This window comes from Dyella marensis (genome assembly GCF_049532885.1).
GTDB classification, from domain to species: Bacteria; Pseudomonadota; Gammaproteobacteria; order Xanthomonadales; family Rhodanobacteraceae; genus Dyella_D; species Dyella_D marensis.
Genome location: NZ_CP064029.1, coordinates 1955535 through 1977881 on the forward strand (window position 1 = coordinate 1955535; position 22347 = coordinate 1977881).

At 68.7% G+C, this 22347-nt stretch carries 24 protein-coding genes and 1 pseudogene; 12 read left to right on the forward strand and 13 right to left on the reverse strand.

Translation table 11 applies throughout. The features are described 5' to 3' along the window. Positions 1-2 precede the first annotated feature (2 nt). The 11 genes from ccmB to ISN75_RS08635 all read right to left on the reverse strand — a co-directional run bounded on the left by ccmB (position 3) and on the right by ISN75_RS08635 (position 10304). Entirely contained in the window at positions 3-689 is a 687-nt protein-coding gene (gene ccmB / locus ISN75_RS08585) for a heme exporter protein CcmB (RefSeq protein ID WP_167257555.1), read from the reverse strand. Then, on the reverse strand, positions 686-1321 hold the full coding sequence (gene ccmA / locus ISN75_RS08590) for a cytochrome c biogenesis heme-transporting ATPase CcmA (RefSeq protein ID WP_343820671.1): 636 nt from the start codon (positions 1319-1321) through the stop codon (positions 686-688). The genes ccmB and ccmA overlap by 4 nt, the downstream gene beginning before the upstream one ends. Continuing rightward, positions 1318-1761, reverse strand: coding sequence for a DUF3293 domain-containing protein (locus ISN75_RS08595; protein WP_343820673.1), 444 nt, complete (start codon positions 1759-1761; stop codon positions 1318-1320). Before ISN75_RS08595 ends, ccmA begins: the two co-directional genes overlap by 4 nt. Beyond that, positions 1754-3166 carry an FAD-dependent oxidoreductase gene (locus ISN75_RS08600; protein ID WP_167257558.1) on the reverse strand — a complete coding sequence of 471 codons (1413 nt, stop codon included), beginning with the start codon at positions 3164-3166 and terminating at the stop codon, positions 1754-1756. Before ISN75_RS08600 ends, ISN75_RS08595 begins: the two co-directional genes overlap by 8 nt. Before the next feature lie 44 nt (positions 3167-3210). After that, on the reverse strand, positions 3211-3954 hold the full coding sequence (phbB, locus tag ISN75_RS08605; protein WP_167257559.1) for an acetoacetyl-CoA reductase: 744 nt from the start codon (positions 3952-3954) through the stop codon (positions 3211-3213). A gap of 109 nt (positions 3955-4063) precedes the next feature. After that, positions 4064-4549, reverse strand: a complete 486-nt coding sequence (gene phaR / locus ISN75_RS08610) for a polyhydroxyalkanoate synthesis repressor PhaR (protein WP_167257560.1) — start codon at positions 4547-4549, stop codon at positions 4064-4066. A 133-nt stretch (positions 4550-4682) separates the two neighbouring features. Continuing rightward, positions 4683-6236 carry a DHA2 family efflux MFS transporter permease subunit gene (locus ISN75_RS08615; protein WP_343820675.1) on the reverse strand — a complete coding sequence of 518 codons (1554 nt, stop codon included), beginning with the start codon at positions 6234-6236 and terminating at the stop codon, positions 4683-4685. Positions 6237-6249: 13 nt separating this feature from the next. Further along, entirely contained in the window at positions 6250-7455 is a 1206-nt protein-coding gene (locus ISN75_RS08620; protein WP_343820677.1) for an efflux RND transporter periplasmic adaptor subunit, read from the reverse strand. Continuing rightward, entirely contained in the window at positions 7442-8947 is a 1506-nt protein-coding gene (locus ISN75_RS08625; RefSeq protein WP_167257563.1) for an efflux transporter outer membrane subunit, read from the reverse strand. Before ISN75_RS08625 ends, ISN75_RS08620 begins: the two co-directional genes overlap by 14 nt. Further along, positions 8944-9471, reverse strand: a complete 528-nt coding sequence (locus ISN75_RS08630; RefSeq protein WP_243868200.1) for a MarR family winged helix-turn-helix transcriptional regulator — start codon at positions 9469-9471, stop codon at positions 8944-8946. Before ISN75_RS08630 ends, ISN75_RS08625 begins: the two co-directional genes overlap by 4 nt. Before the next feature lie 68 nt (positions 9472-9539). Next, positions 9540-10304: a TatD family hydrolase gene (locus tag ISN75_RS08635; protein WP_343820697.1), complete on the reverse strand. Its 765-nt coding sequence runs from the start codon at positions 10302-10304 to the stop codon at positions 9540-9542. A gap of 139 nt (positions 10305-10443) precedes the next feature. Between ISN75_RS08635 and ISN75_RS08640 the strand changes: the two genes are divergently transcribed. Together ISN75_RS08640 and ISN75_RS08645 are read left to right on the forward strand one after the other, a co-directional pair. After that, a complete protein-coding gene (locus tag ISN75_RS08640; RefSeq protein ID WP_167257564.1) occupies positions 10444-11031 on the forward strand; it encodes a glycine zipper 2TM domain-containing protein in 588 nt (195 codons plus the stop codon). A gap of 27 nt (positions 11032-11058) precedes the next feature. Next, a complete protein-coding gene (locus tag ISN75_RS08645; RefSeq protein WP_167257565.1) occupies positions 11059-11547 on the forward strand; it encodes a glycine zipper 2TM domain-containing protein in 489 nt (162 codons plus the stop codon). A gap of 76 nt (positions 11548-11623) precedes the next feature. Here ISN75_RS08645 and ISN75_RS08650 read toward each other — a convergent pair whose 3' ends face one another. Together ISN75_RS08650 and ISN75_RS08655 are read right to left on the reverse strand one after the other, a co-directional pair. Continuing rightward, entirely contained in the window at positions 11624-12058 is a 435-nt protein-coding gene (locus ISN75_RS08650; RefSeq protein ID WP_243868201.1) for a cell wall hydrolase, read from the reverse strand. Positions 12059-12512: 454 nt separating this feature from the next. Continuing rightward, complete coding sequence (locus ISN75_RS08655; protein WP_343820680.1) at positions 12513-13340, reverse strand: folate-binding protein; 828 nt, start codon at positions 13338-13340, stop codon at positions 12513-12515. A 179-nt stretch (positions 13341-13519) separates the two neighbouring features. Between ISN75_RS08655 and ISN75_RS08660 the strand changes: the two genes are divergently transcribed. From ISN75_RS08660 to ISN75_RS08705, 10 genes and pseudogenes are all read left to right on the forward strand, one after another. After that, positions 13520-13624 carry a DUF1674 domain-containing protein gene (locus tag ISN75_RS08660; protein WP_343203625.1) on the forward strand — a complete coding sequence of 35 codons (105 nt, stop codon included), beginning with the start codon at positions 13520-13522 and terminating at the stop codon, positions 13622-13624. 83 nt (positions 13625-13707) lie between these two features. Continuing rightward, complete coding sequence (gene sdhC / locus ISN75_RS08665) at positions 13708-14100, forward strand: succinate dehydrogenase, cytochrome b556 subunit (RefSeq protein WP_167257568.1); 393 nt, start codon at positions 13708-13710, stop codon at positions 14098-14100. Then, positions 14097-14498, forward strand: a complete 402-nt coding sequence (gene sdhD, locus ISN75_RS08670; protein ID WP_343820682.1) for a succinate dehydrogenase, hydrophobic membrane anchor protein — start codon at positions 14097-14099, stop codon at positions 14496-14498. Before sdhC ends, sdhD begins: the two co-directional genes overlap by 4 nt. Before the next feature lie 5 nt (positions 14499-14503). Beyond that, positions 14504-16291, forward strand: a complete 1788-nt coding sequence (gene sdhA / locus ISN75_RS08675; RefSeq protein WP_167257570.1) for a succinate dehydrogenase flavoprotein subunit — start codon at positions 14504-14506, stop codon at positions 16289-16291. Between the two features lie 91 nt (positions 16292-16382). Beyond that, on the forward strand, positions 16383-17168 hold the full coding sequence (locus tag ISN75_RS08680) for a succinate dehydrogenase iron-sulfur subunit (protein ID WP_167257571.1): 786 nt from the start codon (positions 16383-16385) through the stop codon (positions 17166-17168). A 79-nt stretch (positions 17169-17247) separates the two neighbouring features. Then, a complete protein-coding gene (locus tag ISN75_RS08685; RefSeq protein WP_168647710.1) occupies positions 17248-17496 on the forward strand; it encodes a succinate dehydrogenase assembly factor 2 in 249 nt (82 codons plus the stop codon). Next, a complete protein-coding gene (locus ISN75_RS08690) occupies positions 17468-17890 on the forward strand; it encodes a protein YgfX (RefSeq protein ID WP_343820684.1) in 423 nt (140 codons plus the stop codon). The genes ISN75_RS08685 and ISN75_RS08690 overlap by 29 nt, the downstream gene beginning before the upstream one ends. A gap of 140 nt (positions 17891-18030) precedes the next feature. Then, positions 18031-19275 carry a lipoprotein-releasing ABC transporter permease subunit gene (locus ISN75_RS08695; RefSeq protein WP_168647575.1) on the forward strand — a complete coding sequence of 415 codons (1245 nt, stop codon included), beginning with the start codon at positions 18031-18033 and terminating at the stop codon, positions 19273-19275. Between the two features lie 4 nt (positions 19276-19279). Further along, entirely contained in the window at positions 19280-19975 is a 696-nt protein-coding gene (gene lolD, locus ISN75_RS08700; protein ID WP_423385145.1) for a lipoprotein-releasing ABC transporter ATP-binding protein LolD, read from the forward strand. A gap of 223 nt (positions 19976-20198) precedes the next feature. Then, positions 20199-22250: pseudogene (locus tag ISN75_RS08705) on the forward strand (DNA internalization-related competence protein ComEC/Rec2); the annotation flags it as partial. Positions 22251-22347 lie beyond the last annotated feature (97 nt).

The following is a 22347-nucleotide window of genomic DNA, read 5'->3' on the forward strand; positions in this document are numbered from 1 at the left end:
TGTCAGGCATCCAGGGCGATACGTAGGGCGGCGGCGCAGGCCAGCGGCGCGAGCACCAGGGCCATGGCCAGCGCGGCGCCCAGCCAGGCGACGGGAGCGAGCCAGGGCAACCCCTGTTGAGCCGCGGAAACCGCGCCGGCGGCGAAGATGACCACCGGCACGCAAAGCGGCAGCAGCATCAGCGCCAGGAGCATACCAGAGCGTCGTGTGCCGGCCGTCAGCGCCACCAGGATGGCGCCGAGCAGGCTGAGCAGCGGCGTGGCCAGCAGCAGCGCCAGCAGCAGCACGGACATCGCCGCGCCCGGCAGGTGCAGCATGCCGGCCAGCAGCGGGGCGATCACGATGAGCGGCAGGGCGGTGGTGATCCAGTGCGCCAGGATCTTCATGCCCAGCATCAGCGCCAGCGGCTGCGGCGCGAGCACCAGCTGTTCCAGCGAGCCGTCTTCGATATCGCCGCGGAACATCGCATCCAGCGCCAGCAGCATGGCCAGCAGCACGGTGACCAGCACCACGCCGCCGGCGATCCGCTGCAGCAGCGCTTCTTCCGGGCCCAGCGCGAACGGGAACAGGGTGGCGACGATCAGCGCGTACAGCACCGGCATGGCGATATCGCCGCGCCGGCGCCAGGCCAGTACCAGGTCGCGGCGCAGCACGGCGGCGCAGGCGGCGGCGAGCGGCGGGCGGCTCATGCGTGCATCCGGATGCGGCGCGGCGCGCCGTCCAGGAAGCTCACCGCGCCATGGCTGGTGACCAGGGCCGCGCCGCCGCGCGCGGCGTGCTGCGCGAGCAGGCCGTTGACCAGCTCGATGCCGCTGCGGTCGAGGTTGGCGTAGGGCTCGTCGAGCAGCCACAGCGTGGCCGGCAGCAGCAGCAGGCGCACCAGCGCGGCGCGCTTCTTCTGGCCGGCGGAGAGGCGGCGCACGGGTTCGTCCTCGTAGCCGGCCAGGCCGATCTGGCGCAGCGCGTCGGCGGGAGCCAGCCCGTCGCGGCGGCCGTACAGGCCGGCGGCCACGGCCAGGTTCTCGCGCGGGCTGAGGTCGCCCTTCAGGCCCAGGTGGTGGCCGAGGAACAGGATGTCGCCCAGGTGCGCGTCGCCCTGCCAGGGCTCGCCGCGCCAGAGCAGCTGGCCTTCGTCCACGTGCAGCAGGCCGGCCAGGATGCGCAGCAAGGTGGTCTTGCCGCTGCCGTTGTCGCCTTCGACCAGGGCGATCTCGCCGGCGCCGACGCTGAAGTCCAGCGGGCCGAACACGGGTTCGTCCTGGCGATAGAAGGCAAGCGCCCGCGCTTGCAGGAGCGCGGGCCGGGCGGGCGGGGCGGTCATCCGGGTGATTGTCCAAAAACGTCGATAAGGTTGTCCATGCGGCGCAACCGCGCTGGCGCGCGTGCGTCCGGGGCGTGCACGTAGGCGTGCTGGCCGAAGCGATGGGCCAGCGCGTCCAGCGCGGCGACGCCGGGGCCGCTGACGAACAGGCTGGCTTCGCGCCAGCCCGTGCCCGTACCGATACCGGCAAGGATTGCTGCAATGTCCGGCAGTTCGCGCAGCGCGGCCAGCAACGCCCGCTGCGCCTGGCGATTCTGCTGGCGCGGCAGCGGCGACGAGGCGGGATTCCATGCCGTGATGAACCCCCACGGCCACGCACCCGTCAGCGCGGCCAGCGCCGCCGGCAGCGGCCTGCCGATCCGGATCGAGGCCCAGCCGCCGCGCGCGAGCCGTACCCGGTAATCGGTGGCGAGGTAGGCGGCGAGCAGCCGCTCATCCATGCCGCAGGCTGGGCAGGGGCGGCAGGGTGGCTTGCAGGGCGGTGACGGCGGCGTCCAGGTCGACGCTGCGCGGGTCGGTCGAACCGCGCAGCAATTGCTGCAGCAATTGGTCCTGCGCGCGGCCGCGGTCGTAGGCGTAGGCGTACGGCAGGTGGGTGAAGGTGACCATGCGGTAGCGCGCCATGAAATGCTGCGGCGCGCGCTCGGCCAGCAGCAGGCCGAGTTCGCGCTTGGCCAGGTAATGCGGGTCGGCCACCGAGTCGCGCATCTCGATGTAGTTCTCCAGCGCCATCGCGGCGATCGCGTTGGCATTGGGCTGGCGCACGCGCTGGAACTCGGCGAAGGCGTCGGCCACGTCGTGCGGCGCTTCGGCGAGCAGGGCGGCGAGTGCCACGGTGTCTTCGAAGCCGCAGTTCATGCCCTGGCCGTGGAACGGCACGATGGCGTGCGCGGCGTCGCCGATCAGCAGGGCGCGGCCGTCGAGATGCCAGCGGTCCAGGTACAGCGTGGACAGCGTGCCGACCGGATGGCTGCCGTAGTCCTCGGCGAAGTCGGGGATCAAGGGCAGCAGGTCGGGGAAGTCGTCGCGGAAGAACGCCTCCGCGGCGCCGGCATCAGCCACCGTGGCGAAGCTCGGATGCGCGCCCTGCGCCGGCAGGAACAAGGTCACGGTGAAGCTGCCCTCGGTATTGGGCAGGGCGATGCACATATAGCCGCCGCGCGGCCAGATATGCAGCGCATGCGGCTCCAGCGCGAACTGGTCGTGGCCGCCACTGTCGCCGAGCAGGCTGGCCGGCAGCTGGCCGGCGGGTGGAATCTCCAGTTCCTTGTAGGCGTGGCCCAGCGGTTCGACGCGCTCGCCCAGCGGGCGGTACGCATGCATCGCGGCGCGCAGCGCGGAGCCGGCGCCGTCGGCGCCGATCAGCACGCCGGCGTCGATGCTGCGCTCGTTACCCTGTTCGTCGGCCAGGCGCACGCGCCGCGCATCGAAATCCGCCGCCACCAGCGACTGCCCGAAATGGAAGCGCACGCCGGCGGCTTCGGCCGCATCCAGCAGCAGCATGTTCAGCGCGCCGCGCGAGACCGACCAGATCACCTCGCTGTCGTCCACGCCGTAGCGCTGCAGGCCGGAGCGGCCGTCGCGGGTGTGCACCATGCGGCCGCGCATCATCACCGCGCGCGCCAGCACGTCGTCGGCCAGGCCGGCGGTGCGCAGCGCCTGCAGGCCGCGTTCGGCCAGGGCCAGGTTGATCGAGCGCCCGCCGACGAAACCCGCGCGGCGCGGATCGGGGCGCTTTTCGTAGACGTCGACCGGAAAACCGCGGCGGGCCAGCTGCTGGGCGAGCAGGGCGCCCACCAGGCCGCCGCCGATAAGGGTGATGGAAGGCTGCTGCGTCGACGCCATGGGCTGTTCCGTCGGTCGGATCGCGGGACTTTATCAGGCGTGCTTCAGAAGCTCATGAAATAGCCGCCGTTGACCGGCAGGTTGGCGCCGGTGATGTAGCCGGCGTCGTCCGCGGCGAGGAAGCACACCGCGCGGGCGATGTCGCCGGGCGAGCCGAGCCGGCCCACCGGGATGTCTTCGATGATCTGCGCGCGGATCTCGGCCGGCACCTTGGCCACCAGCGGCGTATCGCAATAGCCCGGCGACACCGTATTGACGGTGACGCCCTTGCGCGCCGTCTCGCGCGCCAGCGCCATGCCGAAGCCATGCACGCCGGCCTTGGCCGCGGCGTAGTTGGTCTGGCCGAACTGGCCGGTCTGGCCGTTCACCGAACTGAGGTTGACGATGCGGCCGAAGCCGCGCGCGCTCATGCCTTCGACCACGTTGCGGCACATGTTGAAGACGCCGTCGAGGTTCACCCGCATCAGCTCGTGCCATTGCTGCGGATCCATCTTGCGCAGCGTGGTGTCGCGGGTGATGCCGGCGGCGTTGACCAGCACGTCCACGCTGCCGTGGGCGGCTTCGACGCGCTGGATCAGCTCGTTGCAGCTGGCGAAGTCGCTGACGTCCACCGGTTCGAAGCGGATGGCGCCGTCGAGGTCGGCCAGTTCGGCCTGGAAGGCCTCCACGCGTTCGGCGCGGGCGGGCAGGTCGGCGGCGATCACCTGGCGGCCGGCCAGGGCCAGCTGGCGGCAGATTTCGGTGCCCAGGCCGCCGATGCCGCCTGTAACGATGGCGATACGAGTCATGTGGCGCTCACTCGATCATGCCGCACGGCAGCACGTGCTGTGCCGCAGCGGCTGTTGCAAAGAGAAGCGCCGGCGCCAGCGGGGCGCCGGCGCGGGAGAAGGGCGTGACTTACTTCTTGCCGGGGCCGGGCTTGGCCGGGTTGGAAGCCTGGCTGGCGGCGTCGAGCAGGCCGCTCTGCATGGACTTCCATGCATCCATGTTGCGCTGGGTGAGGTCGTTGAGCATCGACCAGGGCGTCTGGCCCAGCAGGCTGTTGAGCTGGTTGCGGAACTGCTGCTGCTGGTCGAGGAAGACCTGCAGGCTGCGCTCCAGATAAGGACCCATGAAGCCCTGCAGCGAATCGCCGTAGAACCGGATGATCTGGCTCAGCAGCTGCGGCGAGAGCATCGGCTGGCCCTTTTCCTCGTGCTCGGAAATGATCTGCAGCAGCACGGAGCGGGTCAGGTCCTCGCCGGATTTGGCGTCGCGGACTTCGAAGGTTTCGCCGTCGAGGACGAGCTGACGGACTTCTTCCAGCGTGATGTAGCTGGAGATCTCCGTGTCGTACAAGCGACGGTTCGGATACTTCTTGATGATGCGGATCGTTTGTGCCATGCGGCGGAAACTACCAGAACGTATTGCGCCGCACCAGTCGCGCCCGGCACGGTTTTGCTGCACTTTTCCGGTGCAGCAAATTTGGATCGATCTTGCCCGGGCAGTGGTCTGCTAGTGCTCAATCAATGGTCTGCTAGTGGCCTGCCGCACCGCCCGCGCTGCCGAACGGCGGCCTGGCGAACCAGATCATCGGGATCAGCGCCAGGAACAGCAGCGCGCACAGCCAGAACACGTCGTTCACCGCCAGGGTCAGCGCTTCGCGCGTCAGCACCTGGTCGACCACGCCCAGCCCGCGCGTGCCCGAGAGACCGCCCTGGGCCAGTCCCTGCAGATACTGCGTGGCGGCCGGATGGGCCGGCGATACGTTCTCGGTGAGGATGGCGTGGTGGAATTCGCCGCGGTGCTGCCAGATCGTCACCGTCACCGCGGTCGACACGCTCGAACCCATGGTGCGGCAGAAATTGGCCAGGCCCGAGGCGCTGGCGATCTGGTCGCCCGGCAGGCCGGCCAGGTAGATCTGGTTGAGCGGAATGAAGAAGCAGGCGATGCCCGCGCCCATCACGAAGCGCGGCAGCACCAGGGTGGCGAACGAGGCGGAGCTGTCGAAGGTGGAAAACCACCACGAGGTGCCGGCGAAGATCAGGAACGCCGCCGTTACCACCATGCGCAAATCCATGCGGTTGATGTTGGCGCCGATCACCGGCGACATCAGGAACGCCAGGATGCCCACCGGCGCGGTGGCCAGGCCCGCCCACGTCGCCGTGTAGCCCAGCGTGGTCTGCAGCCACAGCGGGAACACCACGTTGATGCCGAAGAACGCCATCATGCCCAGCGACAGCGCGACCACGCCCACGGTGAAGTTGCGCCGCTTGAACAGCGACAGGTCCACCACCGGATGCCTGGCGTGCATCTCCCACACGATCAGGAACACGATGCAGACCAGGGCGGTGATGCCCAGCACGGTGATCAGGGTGGAGGAGAACCAGTCGTTGTCGTTGCCGTTGTCCAGCATGAACTGCAGGCAGCCCACGCCCACCACCAGCAGCACCAGGCCGACCAGGTCGATCGGGGTCTTGAAGGTCTTGGTCTCGCGCTTGCGCAGCAGGGCCCAGGTGATCACCGCCGCCAGCGCGCCCACCGGCACGTTGATGTAGAAGATCCACGGCCAGGAGAAATTGTCGGTCAGCCAGCCGCCCAGGATGGGGCCGAAGATCGGCGCCACCACCACGGTCATCGCCCACATCGCCAGCGCGATGCCTTGCTTGGCCTTCGGGTAGCTGGACAGCAGCAGGGTCAGCGACAGCGCCACCATCGGGCCGGAGCCGGCGCCCTGCAGCAGGCGCGCGATCACCAGCATCGGCATGCTGGTGGCCAGGCCGCACAGCATCGAGAACACCACGAACAGGCCGACCGAGGCGATAAAGGTCTTCACTTCGCCGAAGCGCCGCGCCAGCCAGCCGGTGAGCGGCTGCATGATCGCGCTGGCCAGCGCGTAGGAGCTGATCGTCCAGGTGCCTTCGCTGGAGCTCACGCCGAGGCTGCCGGCGATGTGCGGCACCGCGACGTTGACGATGGTCATGTCCAGCACCTCCATGAAGGTGCTGAACGCGACGGCGATGGTCAGCAGGACGAGCGCGCCGCCCTGCAGGGGTTTCAAGGGTGCGGCTTCGTCAGGCGTGGCGGCCATGGCTGGTCAGGACTCAGCGGCCGGCGCCGCGGCTGAGGTTGGCGTTGATGATCTTCTCGGCTTCCGCATCGGCCTGCGTGGCCATCTGGTCGTAGACCTTGGTTTCGGCGGTCGGCGTCTGCACCGGCGAGGCCGCCAGCACGGGGCCGCGGTCGTCGGTGATGTCCACCGTCACTTCGGTGGACAGGCCGATGCGCAGCGGATGCTTGTCCAGGTCCTGGTTGTCGATGGCGATGCGCACCGGCACGCGCTGCACCACCTTGATCCAGTTGCCGGTGGCGTTCTGCGCGGGCAGCAGCGAGAACACGCTGCCGGTGCCCGCGCCCAGGCCGACCACCTTGCCGTGGAATTCCACGCTGCCGCCGTAGACGTCGGCGGAGAAGTGCGCGTTCTGGCCGATATGGATGTGGCGCAGCTGGCTTTCCTTGAAGTTGGCGTCGATCCACAGGTCGTGCAGCGGCACCACGGTCATCAGCTGCTGGCCCGGCTGCACGCTGTTGCCCACCTGCACGCTGCGCTGGGCGACGTAGCCGGACACCGGCGCGAAGATCGCATTGCGCTGCGAGGCCACCCAGGCGGCGCGGAAGTTGGCGCGCGCCTGTTCGACCGCCGGGTTCTGCGCGATCTCGGTGCCTTCGATAGCCGCGTGCGAGGCGCTGGCCTGGGCCACGGCGGCGTCGAGCGCGGTCTGCGCCTGCTCCACGCCGTCGCGCAGGTGCTGCACCACTTCGGGCGCTTCGGCGTGCTCGGCCAGCAGCGGCAGATGGCGCTGCAGGTCGGCCTGGGCCTTTTTCAGATCCACCCGGCGCGCGGCCACGGCGGCGTCGGCGCTGGTGGCCGAGTCGGTCTGCTGGCGCACCTGGCGCACCGCCTGGGCCAGCGCGCTGCTGGCCTGGCGCAGGCGCACGTCGGCGTCGGTGCTGTCCAGGCGCACCAGCACCTGGCCGGCTTCGACGCGCTGGGTGTCGTCGGCGAGGATCGCCACCACGGTGCCGGGCACCTGGGCGGAGATCGCCACCTGGTTGCCGCCCACATAGGCGTTGTCGGTGGTCTCGCGCTTGGACAGCACCAGCAGCCACAGCAGGAACCAGCCCAGCCCCAGCACCACGAACACCAGCAGCACGATCAGCAGTGCGCGGCGCCGCTTCGGCGGGTCCTTCGCGGCCAGCCCGCTGTCGTTGGCGTCTTTCTGCGTGGCGGCGGAATCAGTGGCGCTCATGATCGGCGTCTCCGGCGATAGCGGTCGATGGGGATGAAGTGGAAGAAGCGGAGGCGGGCTCGGCGGCGACGCGGTAGCCGCCGCCCAGGGCCTTGATCAGCGACAGGTCGGTGGACAGCGCCTGCGCCTGCAGGCTCAGCGCGTCGTCGCGCGTCTGCAGCAGCTGGCCCTGCGCGCCCAGCGACTCGCGCACGTCGCGCACGCCCTGGCGTGCACGCGCCTGCGCGCTGGCCAGCAGGGTTTCGTTGGCGGCGATCTGCGCCGCCTGTTCCTTGCGCCGCGCGACCAGCTGCTGGGCGGTCAGGCTCTGCAGCGAGACGTCGCGCGCGGCCGCCAGCACGGTGCTGTTGTACTGCGCCACCGCGGCATCGAGCTGGGCCTTGCTGGCGCGGAAATTCGCCTGCAGCAGGCCGCTGTTGAAGATCGGCAGGTGCAGCGCGGGCGTCAGCGAGAACACGCGGCTGGAGGCGTTGAACATCTTGTCGAGGTCGATGCTCGAGAGTCCCGCCATCGCCGACAGGCTGATGTCGGGGAAGAACTCGGCGCGCGCCGCATCGGTCTGCTTCAGCGCGGCCTCGACCTGCCAGCGGCTGGCGGCGATGTCGGGGCGGCGCGCGATCAGGTCCATGCCGACGTTGGCGGGCAGGCCGCCGTCGATTGCCGGCAGGGCGCGCGGCGTCAGTGCCGGCAGCTCCGCCGGGGCGACGCCGAGCAGGCTGGCCAGCGCGGTCTGGCGGATCTTCGCCGAGCTTTCCAGCGCCACCAGCAGCTCGCGCGCGGAAGCCTGCTGGATGCGCGCCTTCTGCGCGTCGTCGGGCAGGTCCACGCCCTGGCGCACGCGAAGATCCTCGACGCGCACGTACTGGTTCTGCGTGTCGACCTGCTTGCGCGCGACCTCGATGCGCGCTTCGTCGGCGAGCCAGCCGAAGTAGGTGTCGGCCACCGCGTTCTGGATCGACAGCGCCGCGGCGCTGCGCTGCGCTGCGGCGGCGCGGGCCTGGTCGACGGCGGAATCGATCTGCGCGCGGCGCTTGCCCCACCAGTCGAAGTCGTACTGCGCCTGCACGCCCAGGTCGCCCTGGTTGTACCAGGTGAAGCCGAGGAACTTGGACGGAATCAGTCCGTTCTCGCTCATGCGCTGGCGCATGACCTGCGCGCTGCCGTTGACGCTGAGCCCGGCCTGCGCGGCGGCGATGCGGATCGACTGCTGCGCTGACTCCAGGCGCGACTGCGCCTGGGCCAGGTCGGGCGAGCCGCGCATGGCGCGCTCGATCAGGTCGTCCAGCTGCGGGTCCTGGTACTGGCGCCACCAGTCGGTTTCCGGCCAGCCGGCGCGGGCGGGCGCTTCCAGGCCGGCCAGCGGCACTTCGTCGCGCAACGCCGGGTGCTGCACCTTGGAGGGAATCGCGCAGCCGGCTAAGGCGACCACGATGGCGGCGACCAGGGCCGTGCGCGGGCGGAAGAACGGGCGCTTGGGAGGAATGGCGATCATGGATGGGAATCCGATCCGATGAGTTGATCGATATTGGCGGCCACCTTGCGCAGAAGCTGTTCGAGGGTCTTCTGCTCGGTGGCGCTGAGGCTGGCGAAAGCGCCGTGAATGCGCGGGAAAAGCGTGGGCAGCAGCTTGCGCACGAAGCGCCGGCCTTCCGGCGTGATGCTCAGTTCGACGCGGCGGCGGTCTTCGTCGCTGGCGGCGCGGGTGACGAAACCCTGCTTCACCAGCACGTTGGTGATGCGCGTCATATTGGTCGGGCTCTGCTGCGCGAAGCCGCACAGCTCGCTGGGCGAGGTGCTGCCGCCCGGCGCGGTGTAGACCATCATCAGCGTGCGGAAATCGCTGTCGCTCAGGCCGTGCGGCTTGAGGATGCGTTCGATTTCCTCGACCACCGCATTGCCGGTCATCAGCAGCATGCGCAGCAGCACGGCCTCGTGCACGGGCAGGCCGGGCACGCTTTCGCTGGCATGGTGGATGCCGGCGTTCATGCGGTCGATGCGGTCCAGTAGTCCGAACATTTCACCAGGAAATATTACTTCAATGAACTATTAGGCTAGCAGCGGTCCGCGACGGGCCGCAAGTGGGCTCAGCCGCGGCGGAGCAAAGTCGCGGCGTTGGCGCTGGTGGCGGCCGCGATGTTTTCCGCGCTGTCGCCGCGCAGTTCGGCGACCACGCGCAGCACTTCCACCAGATGCGCGGGCTCGTTGCGCTGCCCCCGGTGGCCGGCGCCGGGCTGGTCGGGCGCGTCGGTTTCCAGCAGCAGGTATTCGATCGGCATGCTCGCGACGATGCGGCGCAGGCGCTGCGCGCGCTCGTAGGTCACCGGGCCGCCGATGCCCAGGCAAAAGCCCAGCCGCCACAGCTGTTCGGCTTGTTGCTCGCTGCCGGCAAAGCCGTGCACCACGCCGCGCAGGCCGCCGATACGGCGCAGCGTGGAAGTGACTTCGTCCATCGCGCGGCGGGCATGCATGATCACCGGCAGGTCGAATTCGCGCGCCACGTGCAGCTGCTGTTCGAAGTAATCGCGCTGCCGTTCGCGGTCGAGTTCTTCCAGGAAATAGTCCAGGCCGATCTCGCCGACGGCCACGGCGGGGTGATCCTTCAGCCAGCGCGTCAGCTCGGCGACATGTTCGGGCCGGTGCTGTTCCAGATAGATCGGGTGCAGCCCATAGGCGGGCAGGGCCTGCGGGTAGTCGCGGCACAGCCGCTCGATGCCGGCCCAGGAATCGCGATGGATGGCGGGCACGACGACGCGGCGCACGCCCGCCTCGGCGGCGCGCTGCATCACCTCGGCGCGATCCGGGTCGAAACTGCCGTCGTCCAGGTGTGCGTGGCTATCGGTTAGATCGATCACAGGAATGGATGGCCAACGGGGCTAGGATAGGGCGGCTCGGTCTAGCCAACATTCAGTTGACCGAGGGTTCAATGATTTCACTACGGATCGCCTTGAATGGCGCGGGGTGCGCCAGTGATCCATCCAGGAGAGCATTATGAGCAGGTTCGTCATTTCCGCGCTTAATCTGGGGCTCGGTGCCGTGCTCGCGGTGGGCCTCACGGCCTGTAACCGCGACGCGAACGCCGATGGCGGCGTGGGTGGCACGGCGGCGTCGCAGTCGGCGGCCGCGGGTCCCAAGTACGCCCGTGTGGTCAGCGTCACGCCGGTGCGCGACCAGGCCAGCGCGCCGCAGCAGGTCTGCCACGATGAAGTGGTCACCCAGCGCGCGCCGGTCAAGGATCAGCACCAGATCGCCGGCACCGCCATCGGCGCCGTGGCCGGCGGCCTGCTCGGCAACCAGGTCGGCGGCGGCAAGGGCCGCACGCTGGCGACGGTGGCCGGCGCGATCGGCGGCGGCTATGCCGGTCACGAGATCCAGAAGAACCGCCAGGAGAACAACACCGTCTCCAGCACGCAGCGCCGCTGCACCACCGTGGCCGGCAAGGGCGGCGACAAGATCATCGGCTACGACGTGGCCTACGAGTACAACGGCGTGACCCGCACGATCCGCATGGACCACGATCCGGGCGACCGCGTGCAGGTGCAGGAAGGTGTGGTCGCCGTCTCCGACGCCGCTCATTGATCTTGCTTTCTTGAGGAGGACCTCGCCATGAACACGACGCTCAGCAAACGCCTCGCCACGGCGGCTCTTGCCGGCTGCTTCGCCCTGCTGGCGGCCTGCGCCACGCCGCCACCGCGTTCCGGCGGCTATTACGGCGGCAACGGCGGCGGCTACAACGACGGGGGCTATCGCTCCAGCCGTTGCGACCAGTGCGGCACGGTCGAGGACGTGCGCGTGGTGAACGTGGACAAGCAGGCCTCGCCGCTGGGCATGGTCATCGGCGCGGTCGCCGGTGGCCTGCTCGGCAACACCGTGGGCAAGGGCAATGGCCGCACCGCCGCGACCGTGGTCGGCGCGGTGGCCGGCGGCGCCGTCGGCAACGAAGTGGGCAAGCGCAACGGCGGTCCGGACCAGGCCTTCCAGGTTTCGATCCGCCTCGACGACGGCCGCTATGCCACGGTGACCCAGGCCGACGACCCGCAGATCCGCCAGGGCGACTACGTGGAAATCCGCAACAACCGCGTGTACCGCCGCTGACGTATAGACGTCTGGACGTCCAAACGAAAAAGGCCCTCGAATTCGAGGGCCTTTTTTTATTGCTTGGGTTGCGGTTTCAGTTGACGGCGTAGAACGCGTGGTCGCCGATCTTGCGTACCACCCGGCTGGTGCTCCATGCCGGCGCCACCGCGGTGGTGGCGAAATGGTCGGCATGCGGAACGTAGACCATCCGCTCGCCCATCGGCAGATTCCAGTTGACGATGGAATCGCCGGCGATCTTCCACGCCTTGCCCCAGGCATTGAGATCGGTCACTTCGAACGTGCTGGCCGTGGTGGTGGTGGCGAACTGCCGTGGCGCATTGACCACTTCGCACACGTTCTTGCCCCAGGTGCCGCGGTCGCGGCGGCGGAGCGCTACTTCGGCCACGGCGAACTGGCCGATGGTCGACTCGCTGCGGGCTTCGAGATACACCGTCGTCGCCAGGCAGGTCTGGTCGGCGAGGGGTTGGGGCAGCACGGACGCAAGCCACAACAGCATGGAAAGTTTCATTCTGCCTCCAACGTGCTGTACGCGCCGGTCCGGTGCTGCTGGACAGGAACGCCGTTGCGATGGACGGGCGGGCAGGCCGTTCCATCTGGATTGAACACGCGCCGGCCGAAACTTGTGGCCGCTGCGGTTTGCCACGGAATGTGGCGGTGAGCGGCTGAATCCGATGCCGCTCGCTACTGCTGCCTTGGCGCTCGGGGACTCTTTCGATATCCGGTGGCCTGCAACTTGTGCCGCCGTCTGGCGGTTGTTCCTCCGGCCTTATCGGCCGGGTCGCGCCGCGATCCGGACCCCTCCGGTTCGTCGCGTATGGGACATCCGTCAAAGGGATGTCCGTCGAATGTGACCGGCGGAGCCTAGTGGCAGGTTTTGTTCATGGCAAGTGCCGGGCTCGACGGGTTCACGTTGTGCTCACAATCGCAAGAACATCGCTGATACATCAGCGAACCTGTTCGCATCATGCGGGCCAGCGTTCGCGCAATTCGATGTCGATGATGTCTTCGTTCCATCTCAGCGCGTGAGATTTTCCTTGCTCGGCGAGTGCATCGTTGATGACGGCGAGCGCCACGTTTGCGTTGTCCGCCGCAACGACATCGAGCAACTGCGCGACATCGCTCTGTTCGTCGCGCAGCACCGTGCCCGGCGGCAGCGCTTGCGACAATACGACGCAATGCATATGCCGCTTGTGGCCACCGCGAAAATGCAGGCGCGCAGCGATTTCCTGGCCCGGATAGCAGCCTTTGTCGAAGGCGACGGCCTGCAATCGTTCCAGCGACAACGCTGGCGGCAGCAGTGCATCGAGCGCCGCATCGGGCAGCCACGGCCAACCGAGATGAATCTGTTCGGCGCGCCATGCATCGTCCTGCTGCGCGCCGATCGTCATGCTGTGCATGCCGCAGCCGAGTACGACGGCATCGCCGCGCTGTTCGACCGTGTGCGACTCCATCGCGGCACTTGTGCCAAGTGCACGCACAGGCAGCGCCTGCAGCTTCACCTTGGAACGAAACACGAATCGCCGCAGCGCATCGGCGAACGGTTCGGTGCGTCCGCCGCGCAACAGCAGCAGCAGGCTTTTCTCGCTCACGCGCGCCAGCTGGAACAGCGCGCGCACGCGCCCCTGGGCATCCAGCCAGGCGCTGAACTGCCAGCGTCCGACGGCGAGCGCGGCGGCGTTGCCGCTGAACTGGGCTTGGGCGAATGCGATGGCGTCGTCGCCTTCGAGGAGCAGGGTTTCGGCTTGGAATGTCACGGGCATGGCGGGACGGATGGGGGCGGGCGGGAGCATCCGCAAGGCGTGCGGGCCAACTCGTTGGTCAAGCCGGGGCGCAGTCGTCAAGGTTGTGCCGTTTTAACGCAAGTATTAACCTTTGCCGGCTTACTGAACCCATGTCCGACACATCCTCCCATCCCGAATCTGATTCGGCCGAATCCAAGCCCGCTTCCGCTCCGGCGGAGAACCACTCCGTGCCTGACGGCAAGGAGCAGGGCAAGGTTCCGGCGGAGCGGCCGGCACCCGATCCCACCCGCTACGGCGACTGGGAAAAGAACGGGCGCTGCATCGACTTCTGACCGCCGCGCCGGCGCGTGACGCGTCGGCATGGTGGCCATGGGACGGCGTACGGACATAAGCGATTCCACACAGGATAGCCGCCATGGCAGACACGCGACGACCGCTCTCTCCGCACCTTCAGATCTATAAGTGGCAAGTGCAGATGGTGACCTCCATCGTGCACCGCGCCACCGGCATCGCCCTGGCGGTCGGCACCTTGCTGATCATGTGGGGCCTGCTCGCCCTGGCCGGCGGCGAAGCCAGCTACAACCAGTTCAAGACCTGCATCGGCAGCCCGATCGGGCTGGTGCTGCTGTTCGGCTGGAGCTGGGCGCTGTTCTTCCACCTGTGCAACGGCATCCGCCACCTGGTGCAGGACGCCGGCGCCGGCTACGCCATCGCCCAGTTCGTGCGTTCGAGCTGGCTGTCGGTGATCGGCAGCCTGGTGCTCACCGTCCTGGTCTGGGCCTATGTGCTGGCCGGAGGTGCCGCATGAGCGCCAACGCCAACAGCAAGGACCTGCGCAATCCGCTCAAGCGCGCGCGCGGCCTGGGTTCGGCCCAGTCGGGCGTGGGCCACTGGTGGACCCAGCGCCTCACCGCCGCCGGCCTGATCTTCCTCGGCATCTGGTTCGTGGCCTTCGTGCTGTGCTCGCTGCACGCCGACTACGCCACCGCCAGGGCCGCCGTGGCCAAGCCGTGGAATGCGCTGCTGCTGATCGCCTTCACCGTCACCGCGTTCTGGCACGCCGTGCTCGGCCTGCAGGTGGTGCTGGAGGACTACGTGCACACCCGCTGGCTCGAAGTGGTGTCGCTGGTGTTGATCAAGTTCGTCGCCGTGCTGGGCGCGCTGGCCTGCGTGCTGGCCGTGGTGCGCGTGGCTCTGGGAGTGTGAGTTCGATGGAAGCCTACAAGGTTCAACAGCATAAGTACGACGTGATCGTTGTCGGCGCCGGCGGCGCGGGCCTGCGTGCCACGTTCGGCCTGGCCGAGAAGGGGCTCAAGGCCGCCTGCATCACCAAGGTGTTCCCGACCCGCTCGCACACCGTGGCCGCGCAGGGCGGCATCTCCGCCGCGCTCGGCAACATGGGCGAGGACGACTGGCGCTTCCACTTCTACGACACCATCAAGGGTTCGGACTGGCTGGGCGACCAGGACGCCATCGAGTACATGTGCCGCGAGGCCATTCCCTCGATCATCGAGCTGGAACACTACGGCGTGCCGTTCTCCCGCACGGAAGAGGGCAAGATCTACCAGCGCCCGTTCGGCGGCATGACCACCCACTACGGCAAGGGCACCGCGCAGCGCACCTGCGCCGCGGCCGACCGCACCGGCCACGCCATCCTGCACACGCTGTACCAGCAGGCGCTGGCGCATGACGCCACCTTCTTCATCGAGTACTTCGCCACCGACCTGATCTTCGACGAAGAAGGCGTGTGCCGCGGCGTGCTCGCGCTGGACATGAACGAAGGCACCCTGCACGTGTTCCGCGGCCACGCCGTGGTGCTGGCCACCGGCGGCTACGGCCGCGCCTACTTCAGCGCCACCTCGGCGCATACCTGCACCGGCGACGGCGGCGGCATGGTGCTGCGCGCCGGCCTGGCGCTGCAGGACATGGAGTTCGTGCAGTTCCACCCCACCGGCATCTACGGCTCCGGCTGCCTGATCACCGAGGGCGTGCGCGGCGAGGGTGGCTATCTCACCAACTCCAACGGCGAGCGCTTCATGGAGCGCTACGCGCCGAACGCGAAGGACCTGGCCTCGCGCGACGTGGTCAGCCGCGCCATGACCATGGAAATCCGCGAAGGCCGCGGCGTCGGCGAGCACAAGGACCACATCCACATCAACCTGATGCACCTGGGCGCCGGCGTCATCCACGAGCGCCTGCCGGGCATCGCCGAGTCGGCGCGCATCTTCGCCGGCGTGGACGTGACCAAGGAGCCGATCCCGGTCATCCCGACCGTGCACTACAACATGGGCGGCATCCCCACCAACTACCACGGCGAAGTGGTGCAGAAGCGCGGCGACAACGTCGACGCGGTGGTGCCGGGCCTGTTCGCCATCGGCGAGGCCGCCTGCGTGTCGGTGCACGGCGCCAACCGCCTGGGCTCCAACTCGCTGCTCGACCTGGTGGTGTTCGGCCGCGCGGTGGCGCACCGCTGCGCCGAGATCGTCAAGCCGGGCGCGCCGCACAAGGATCTTCCCGCCAGCGCGCTGGACCAGGCGCTGGGCCGCTTCGACGGCCTGCGCTACGCCAAGGGCAGCCTGCCCACGGCGAAGATCCGCGCCGAAATGCAGCGCACCATGCAGAGCGACGCCGCGGTGTTCCGCACCGGCGAGTCGCTGAAGGAAGGCTGCGAGAAGATCTCGAAGGTGTACGACTCCTTCAAGGACGTCGGCGTCAGCGACCGCTCGCTGGTGTGGAACTCCGACCTGATCGAGACGCTGGAGCTGTCCAACCTGCTGGGCCAGGCCGTGGCCACCATGTACTCGGCCGAGCAGCGTCCGGAAAGCCGCGGCGCGCATGCCCGCGAGGACTTCCCGGACCGCGACGACGTCAACTGGCAGAAGCACACCCTGGTGTCGGTGGACGACAAGGGCAAGGCGAACTTCGATTTCCGTCCGGTGCACATGTACACCATGACCTCGGACGTCGAAGTGGTCCCGCCGAAGAAGCGCGTTTACTGAATTTGAGCCCGGAACCACTGAGGTTCTGCTGACGTTGTACCGGCGCTCGCCAGACGGGCGCCTGAGGACAACACGATACCGAGAGGCAAACATGGCAGAGTTCTCTCTACCCAAGAATTCCAAGGTCCAGCCGGGCAAGCACTACCCGGCCAAGGACGCGAAGAAGCCCCGCACCTTCCGCATCTATCGCTGGACGCCGGAAGACGGCCAGAACCCGCGCATCGACACCTACGAGGTGGATCTGGCCGCGTGCGGCCCGATGGTTCTGGACGCGCTGCTGAAGATCAAGAACGAGATCGATCCGACGCTCACCCTGCGCCGTTCCTGCCGCGAAGGCATCTGCGGCTCGTGCGCGATGAACATCGACGGCACCAACACCCTGGCCTGCACCAAGGCGATCAGCGACTGCGCCTCCGGCGACGTCAAGATCTACCCGCTGCCGCACATGCCGGTGGTGAAGGACCTGGTGCCGGACCTCACGCACTTCTACGCCCAGTTCGCCTCGATCAAGCCCTGGCTGCGCACGCAGAGCCCGGCGCCGGCCGACAAGGAGCGCCTGCAGTCGCCGGAAGACCGCAAGAAGCTCGACGGCCTGTACGAGTGCATCCTGTGCGCCTGCTGCTCGACCAGCTGCCCGAGCTACTGGTGGAACGGCGACAAGTACCTGGGCCCGGCCATCCTGCTGCAGGCCTACCGCTGGATCGTCGACTCGCGCGACGAGGACACCGGCGCCCGCCTGGACGACCTGGAAGACCCGTTCAAGCTGTACCGCTGCCACACGATCATGAACTGCGCGCGCACCTGCCCGAAGGGCCTGAACCCGGCCAAGGCGATCGCGGAGATCAAGAAGCTGATCGTGGAGCGCCGCGCACCCTGACGGCGGCTTCCGTCCCCTCCCATGGCCCGCGGCTTGCCGCGGGCCATGTCGTTTCAGCCACCAGCTCATGAGCACCGCCATGGACGAAGCCCGCATCAAGCGCCTGCGCTGGCGCACCCGCCGCGGCACCCGCGAGCTCGACGCCTTGTTCGGCGGCTGGCTGGACGAGCGCTTCGCCCAGGCCGACGAAGCTACGCGCGCGGCTTTCGACGAACTGCTCGACGTGCAGGACCCGGACCTGTGGGACTGGGTCATGGGCCATGCGCAGCCGCCGCGCGCGGACTGGCAGGCGATCATCGATGACATCCGCGCCCGCCATCGGCTTTGAGTACGCGCCATCGCGCCTGGCTGCGCGAAGCTGCGTTGGCATGGCGCTGCTGGCCGCCGCCGCGGTGTGGCTGTGCGGCATGCCGTGGTGGGGCAGGTTGATGGTGAGTTGCGCGCTGGCAGCCTTGTTGGTCGTCGAACGGCGCCATCGGCGGCATCCGGCCGTGACGGCGGCGGGCTGGGCCGCGGACGGCAGCTGGACGCTGCGCGATGCGCACTCCGCCGACACCGTGGCCACGCTGCGCTCGTCCCGCCTGCTGGGCGGCTGCGTGTGGCTGTGCCTGCAGCCTTCGTCGGGCCGGGCGGTGAACCTGCTGCTGGCGCCCGACAACAGCGACGAGGACCTGCGCCGCCGCTTGCGCATGCGCCTGGCCGCCGCCCTGCCGGGCCGCTGAGCGGCGGCTTGCCGAACCGCAAGGCTTGGGGCACTCTGCCGCGGCGTCGCGGTCTGATTCCGCTGACCGAAGGCAGCATCCTGGGGCGTCCTCCGCGATGCCGGGCGGCCAGCCCACCGAATCCCACGAGCGACCCGTCCATGTTCCGACCGCTAGAGCTTTTCATCGGCCTGCGCTACACGCGTGCCAAGCGACGCAATCAGTTCATCTCGTTCATCTCGACTGTCTCCATCGTCTGCATCGCCATCAGCGTCACCGCGCTGATCACGGTGATGTCGGTGATGAACGGCTTCGACAACGAGCTGCGCACGCGCATCCTCGGCGCCATCTCGCACGCCACCGTGTCGGGCCTGGCCGGCGAGAGCGTGCAGAACTGGGAGCGCGCGATCCAGATCGCCGAGGCCAACCCGCACGTGCGCGGCGCCGCGCCCTATGTGGAGGCGCAGGCCTTCCTGCAGGCGCGCCGCTCCAGCGGCGCGCTGGTGCGCGGCATCGACCCGGCGCAGGAGCCGAAGGTCTCCGACATCGACAAGCACATGATCGACGGCAAGCTGGACGCACTGCAGCCGGGCAAGTGGAACATCGTGCTGGGCCGCGAGCTGGCCATGACCCTGGGCGTGGCGATGGGCGACCACGTCACCATGGCCGTGCCGGAATTCCGCGCCACGCCGATGGGCAGCGTGCCGCGCCTGCGCAGCTTCACCGTCGCTGGCATCTTCGAGCTGGGCATGCAGGAGTTCGACTCCAACCTGGCCCTGGTCAGCATGCAGGACGCCGAGCGCCTCAACAGCATAGACGGCCCCACCGGCATCCGCCTGCGCCTGGACGACATGTTCAATGCGCGCCCGGTGGCGAAGGAGCTGGCCAACAACCTGGGCCAGGTCTACCGCATGGATACCTGGATGGACAGCCATGCCAACTTCTTCTCGGCCATCTCGATGGAGAAGAAGGTGATGTTCATCATCCTCTCGCTGATCATCCTGGTGGCGGTGATCAACCTGATCTCGATGCTGATGATGCTGGTCACCGACAAGCAGGCCGACATCGCCATCCTGCGCACGCTCGGCTCCACCCCGCGCAGCATCATGGGCATGTTCATGGTGCAGGGCGTGCTGGTGGGTTTCGTCGGCATCGGCTTCGGCGTCACGCTGGGCTCGCTGCTGTCGTGGCGGCTGCCGCAGATCGTCAAGTGGATCGAGCGCACCTTCCACACCACTTTCCTGTCGCCGGACGTCTATTACATCAGCGAGCTGCCCAGCAAGCTGCAGATGGACGACGTGGCCAAGGTGGCGCTGGTGACCTTCCTGTTCTCGCTGCTCGCCACGCTGTACCCCGCGTGGCGCGCTTCCCGCACGCAGCCGGCGCAGGCGCTGCGCTATGAATAAGCCCATGACCGAAAATGCCATCGTGCTGCGCGCCAGCCACATCGCCAAGACCTACGAGGAAGGCGGCCTGCACACCGACGTGCTCAGCGACGTGAGCTTCGCGCTGAAGCGCGGCGAGACGCTGTCCATCGTCGGCGCGTCCGGCTCCGGCAAGAGCACCTTGCTGCATATTCTCGGCGGCCTGGACACGCTGACCAAGGGCGAGGTCGAGGTGGAAGGGCAGCTGCTGTCCTCGCTGTCCGACGCCGAACGCGGCCGCGTGCGCAACCGCTCGCTGGGTTTCATCTACCAGTTCCACCATCTGCTGCCGGAATTCACCGCGCTGGAAAACGTGTGCATGCCGCTGCTGATCCGCGGCGTGTCGATTCCGGAAGCGCAGAAGCGTGCCTCGGATCTGCTCGAACGGGTGGGCCTGGGCCAGCGCGTGGCGCACAAGCCGGCCGAGCTTTCCGGCGGCGAACGCCAGCGCTGCGCGGTGGCGCGCGCGCTGGTGACGCGTCCGGCCTGCGTGCTGGGCGACGAGCCCACCGGCAATCTGGACGAGGGCAACGCCGAGCACGTCTACGAGCTGATGCTGGAGCTCAATCGCGAGATCGGCACCAGCTTCGTGCTGGTCACGCACGACACACGTCTGGCGGCGCGGATGGATCGCACGCTGGAGTTGCATAACGGCGTATTGCGGGAACGCCCCGCGCACTGAAGCCGTACTTGGCCGACATGACGTGTCGGCCGATGCCTACAGCGTTTTCGTACTTATTGCGGACGCCATCGCGTTAGCTTGAGCCATCTCCCACGGATGGACGATGGCGGTGCGCGAGTACGGAGCGATCCTGCTGGCGCCGGCGTTTCTCGCCGGCGTGCTGGCGGTGCAGTGGATGCCGGTGCTGCCGCCCAAAGGCTGGGCGGCGGCGCTGCTGGTCCTGATGGTCTGGCTCGCGTGGTATTCGCCGCGGGCGCGTGTCGTTTCCTTTGTGATGATGGGCGCCGCCTGGGCCGCGTGGTGCGGTGCGCGCGCGATGGAGTCGCGGCTGCCACTTGAGCTGGAAGGGCGCGATCTGGTCGTGGTCGGCACGGTGGCCGGCTTGCCGCAGGTACGGGAGGAGGCGACGCGGTTCCTGTTGAAAGTGGAGCAGGCGTCGGTGAGCGACGAGCCTGTCGCACTGAATGGCATGGTGCGGATCGCGTGGTACGCCACCGCTCGTACGGCGATTCCCGCCATCGTTCCTTGCACGCGCTGGCGGCTGGCGTTGCGGCTCAAGCGGCCGCGCGGGCTGGTCAACCCAGGCGGCGCCGATGGCGAACGCGGTGCGCTGGAGCGTGGCATCGTCGCCACGGGTTATGTGCGCGATGGTCCGTCCAATGAAAGCCTGGGCACGCCGTGGTGCATCGATGGCTGGCGTGCGGCGATCGCCGACGGTATCGCGCAGCGTGTCGCGGATGTCCGCGCCGCCGCCTTGCTGCGTGCCTTCGCCGTGGGCGATACGCGCGGCCTGAGCCAGCACGACTGGGAAGTGGCGCGCGCCAATGGCGCTTCGCATCTGATCGCGATTTCGGGCTTTCATGTCGGCGTGGCGGCGGTGGCCGGCGTCGGGCTGGTGCGGGTGATCTATATCCTGTTGCCCGGCTTCGGACTGCGCCTGCCGCGGCGGCAGATGCAGGCGATGGCCGCGCTGGGGTTCGCCGCGCTCTACAGCGCGCTGGCCGGTTTCGGCCTGCCCACGGTGCGTACTTTGCTGATGATTGCGGTGGTGGCGCTGGCGCGCTGTTCGCGCCGCCATGTGTCGCCTGCGCAGTCGCTGGCGCTGGCCTTGTTCGCGATGCTCGCGGTCGATCCGCTGTCGGTGTTGAGCGCCGGCTTCTGGCTGTCGTTTGCGGGCGTCGCGTTCCTGATGTACAGCCTGGTCGCGCGCGAGGAAGGCTGGCGCGGCCTGGTGCGCGAAGTGACGCTGGCGCAGGCGGTGATGGCGGTGGCGCTGCTGCCGCTTACCTTGTGGTTCTTCGGCGAGACGTCGCTGGTCGGCGCGCTGTCCAACCTGGTCGCGGTGCCGCTGGTGAGTTTCCTGATCGTGCCGCTGACCTTGCTCGGCACCGTGTTGCTGGTGCTGGCGCCGCCGCTGGCGGGGCCGGTGCTGGTGCCGGCCGGATGGCTGTGCGCGGCGCAGTGGTGGATGTTCGAGCGCGTCGCCGGCTGGCCCGGCGCGCATCTCTACGTGCCCGCGGTGCAGCCATGGGCGCTGGGCCTGGCGCTGCTCGGCGCCGGCTGGATGCTGTTGCCGCGCGGCACGCCGATGCGCTGGCTGGGTGCGCTGCTGTTCCTGCCGCTGCTGTGGCCGGCGGTGGAGCGTCCGCCGCAGGGCGCATTCCGCGTGTGGATGCTGGACGTGGGGCAGGGGTTGGCGGTGGTGCTGCGCACACGGCAGCACGCCCTGGTATTCGATGCCGGCGCGCGCTTTCCTTCCGAGTTCGACCTTGGCGAAGCCGCGGTGCTGCCTTCGCTGCGCGCGCTGGGCATCGCGCGGCTGGACCTGCTGGTGGTCAGCCATGCCGACAACGACCACGCCGGCGGCGCACCCGCGGTGGCGAAGGCGTATCCGGAAGCCGCGCGGCTGGCCGGCGAACCGCAGCGCACGCCGGTGCCCGCGGCCGCCTGTGCGGAAGGACAAGCCTGGGACTGGGACGGCGTGCGCTTCCGCATGCTCGGTCCGGCCATCGGCGCCGCCGGGGCACGCGGCAACGACCGCTCCTGCGTGCTGCTGGCGGAAGGCACGGGCGGCCGCCTGCTGCTCACCGGCGATATCGGCCTGCCGGCGGAACGCGGCCTGCCCGTAACCGTCGGATCCGGCCCGCCGCTGGTGCTGCAGGTGCCGCACCACGGCAGCCGCACCTCGTCCGGGCCGGCCCTGGTCCGCGGACTGGCGCCGGTGCTGGCCCTGGTCTCGGCCGGCTGGCGCAACCGCTTCGGCCATCCGCATCCGCTGGTGGCGCAGCGCTATGCCGCGTCCGGGGTGCCCCTGCTGAACACCGCGGAGCAGGGGGCGATCGAGGTGGATTTTCCGGCTGGCGGGGCACCTC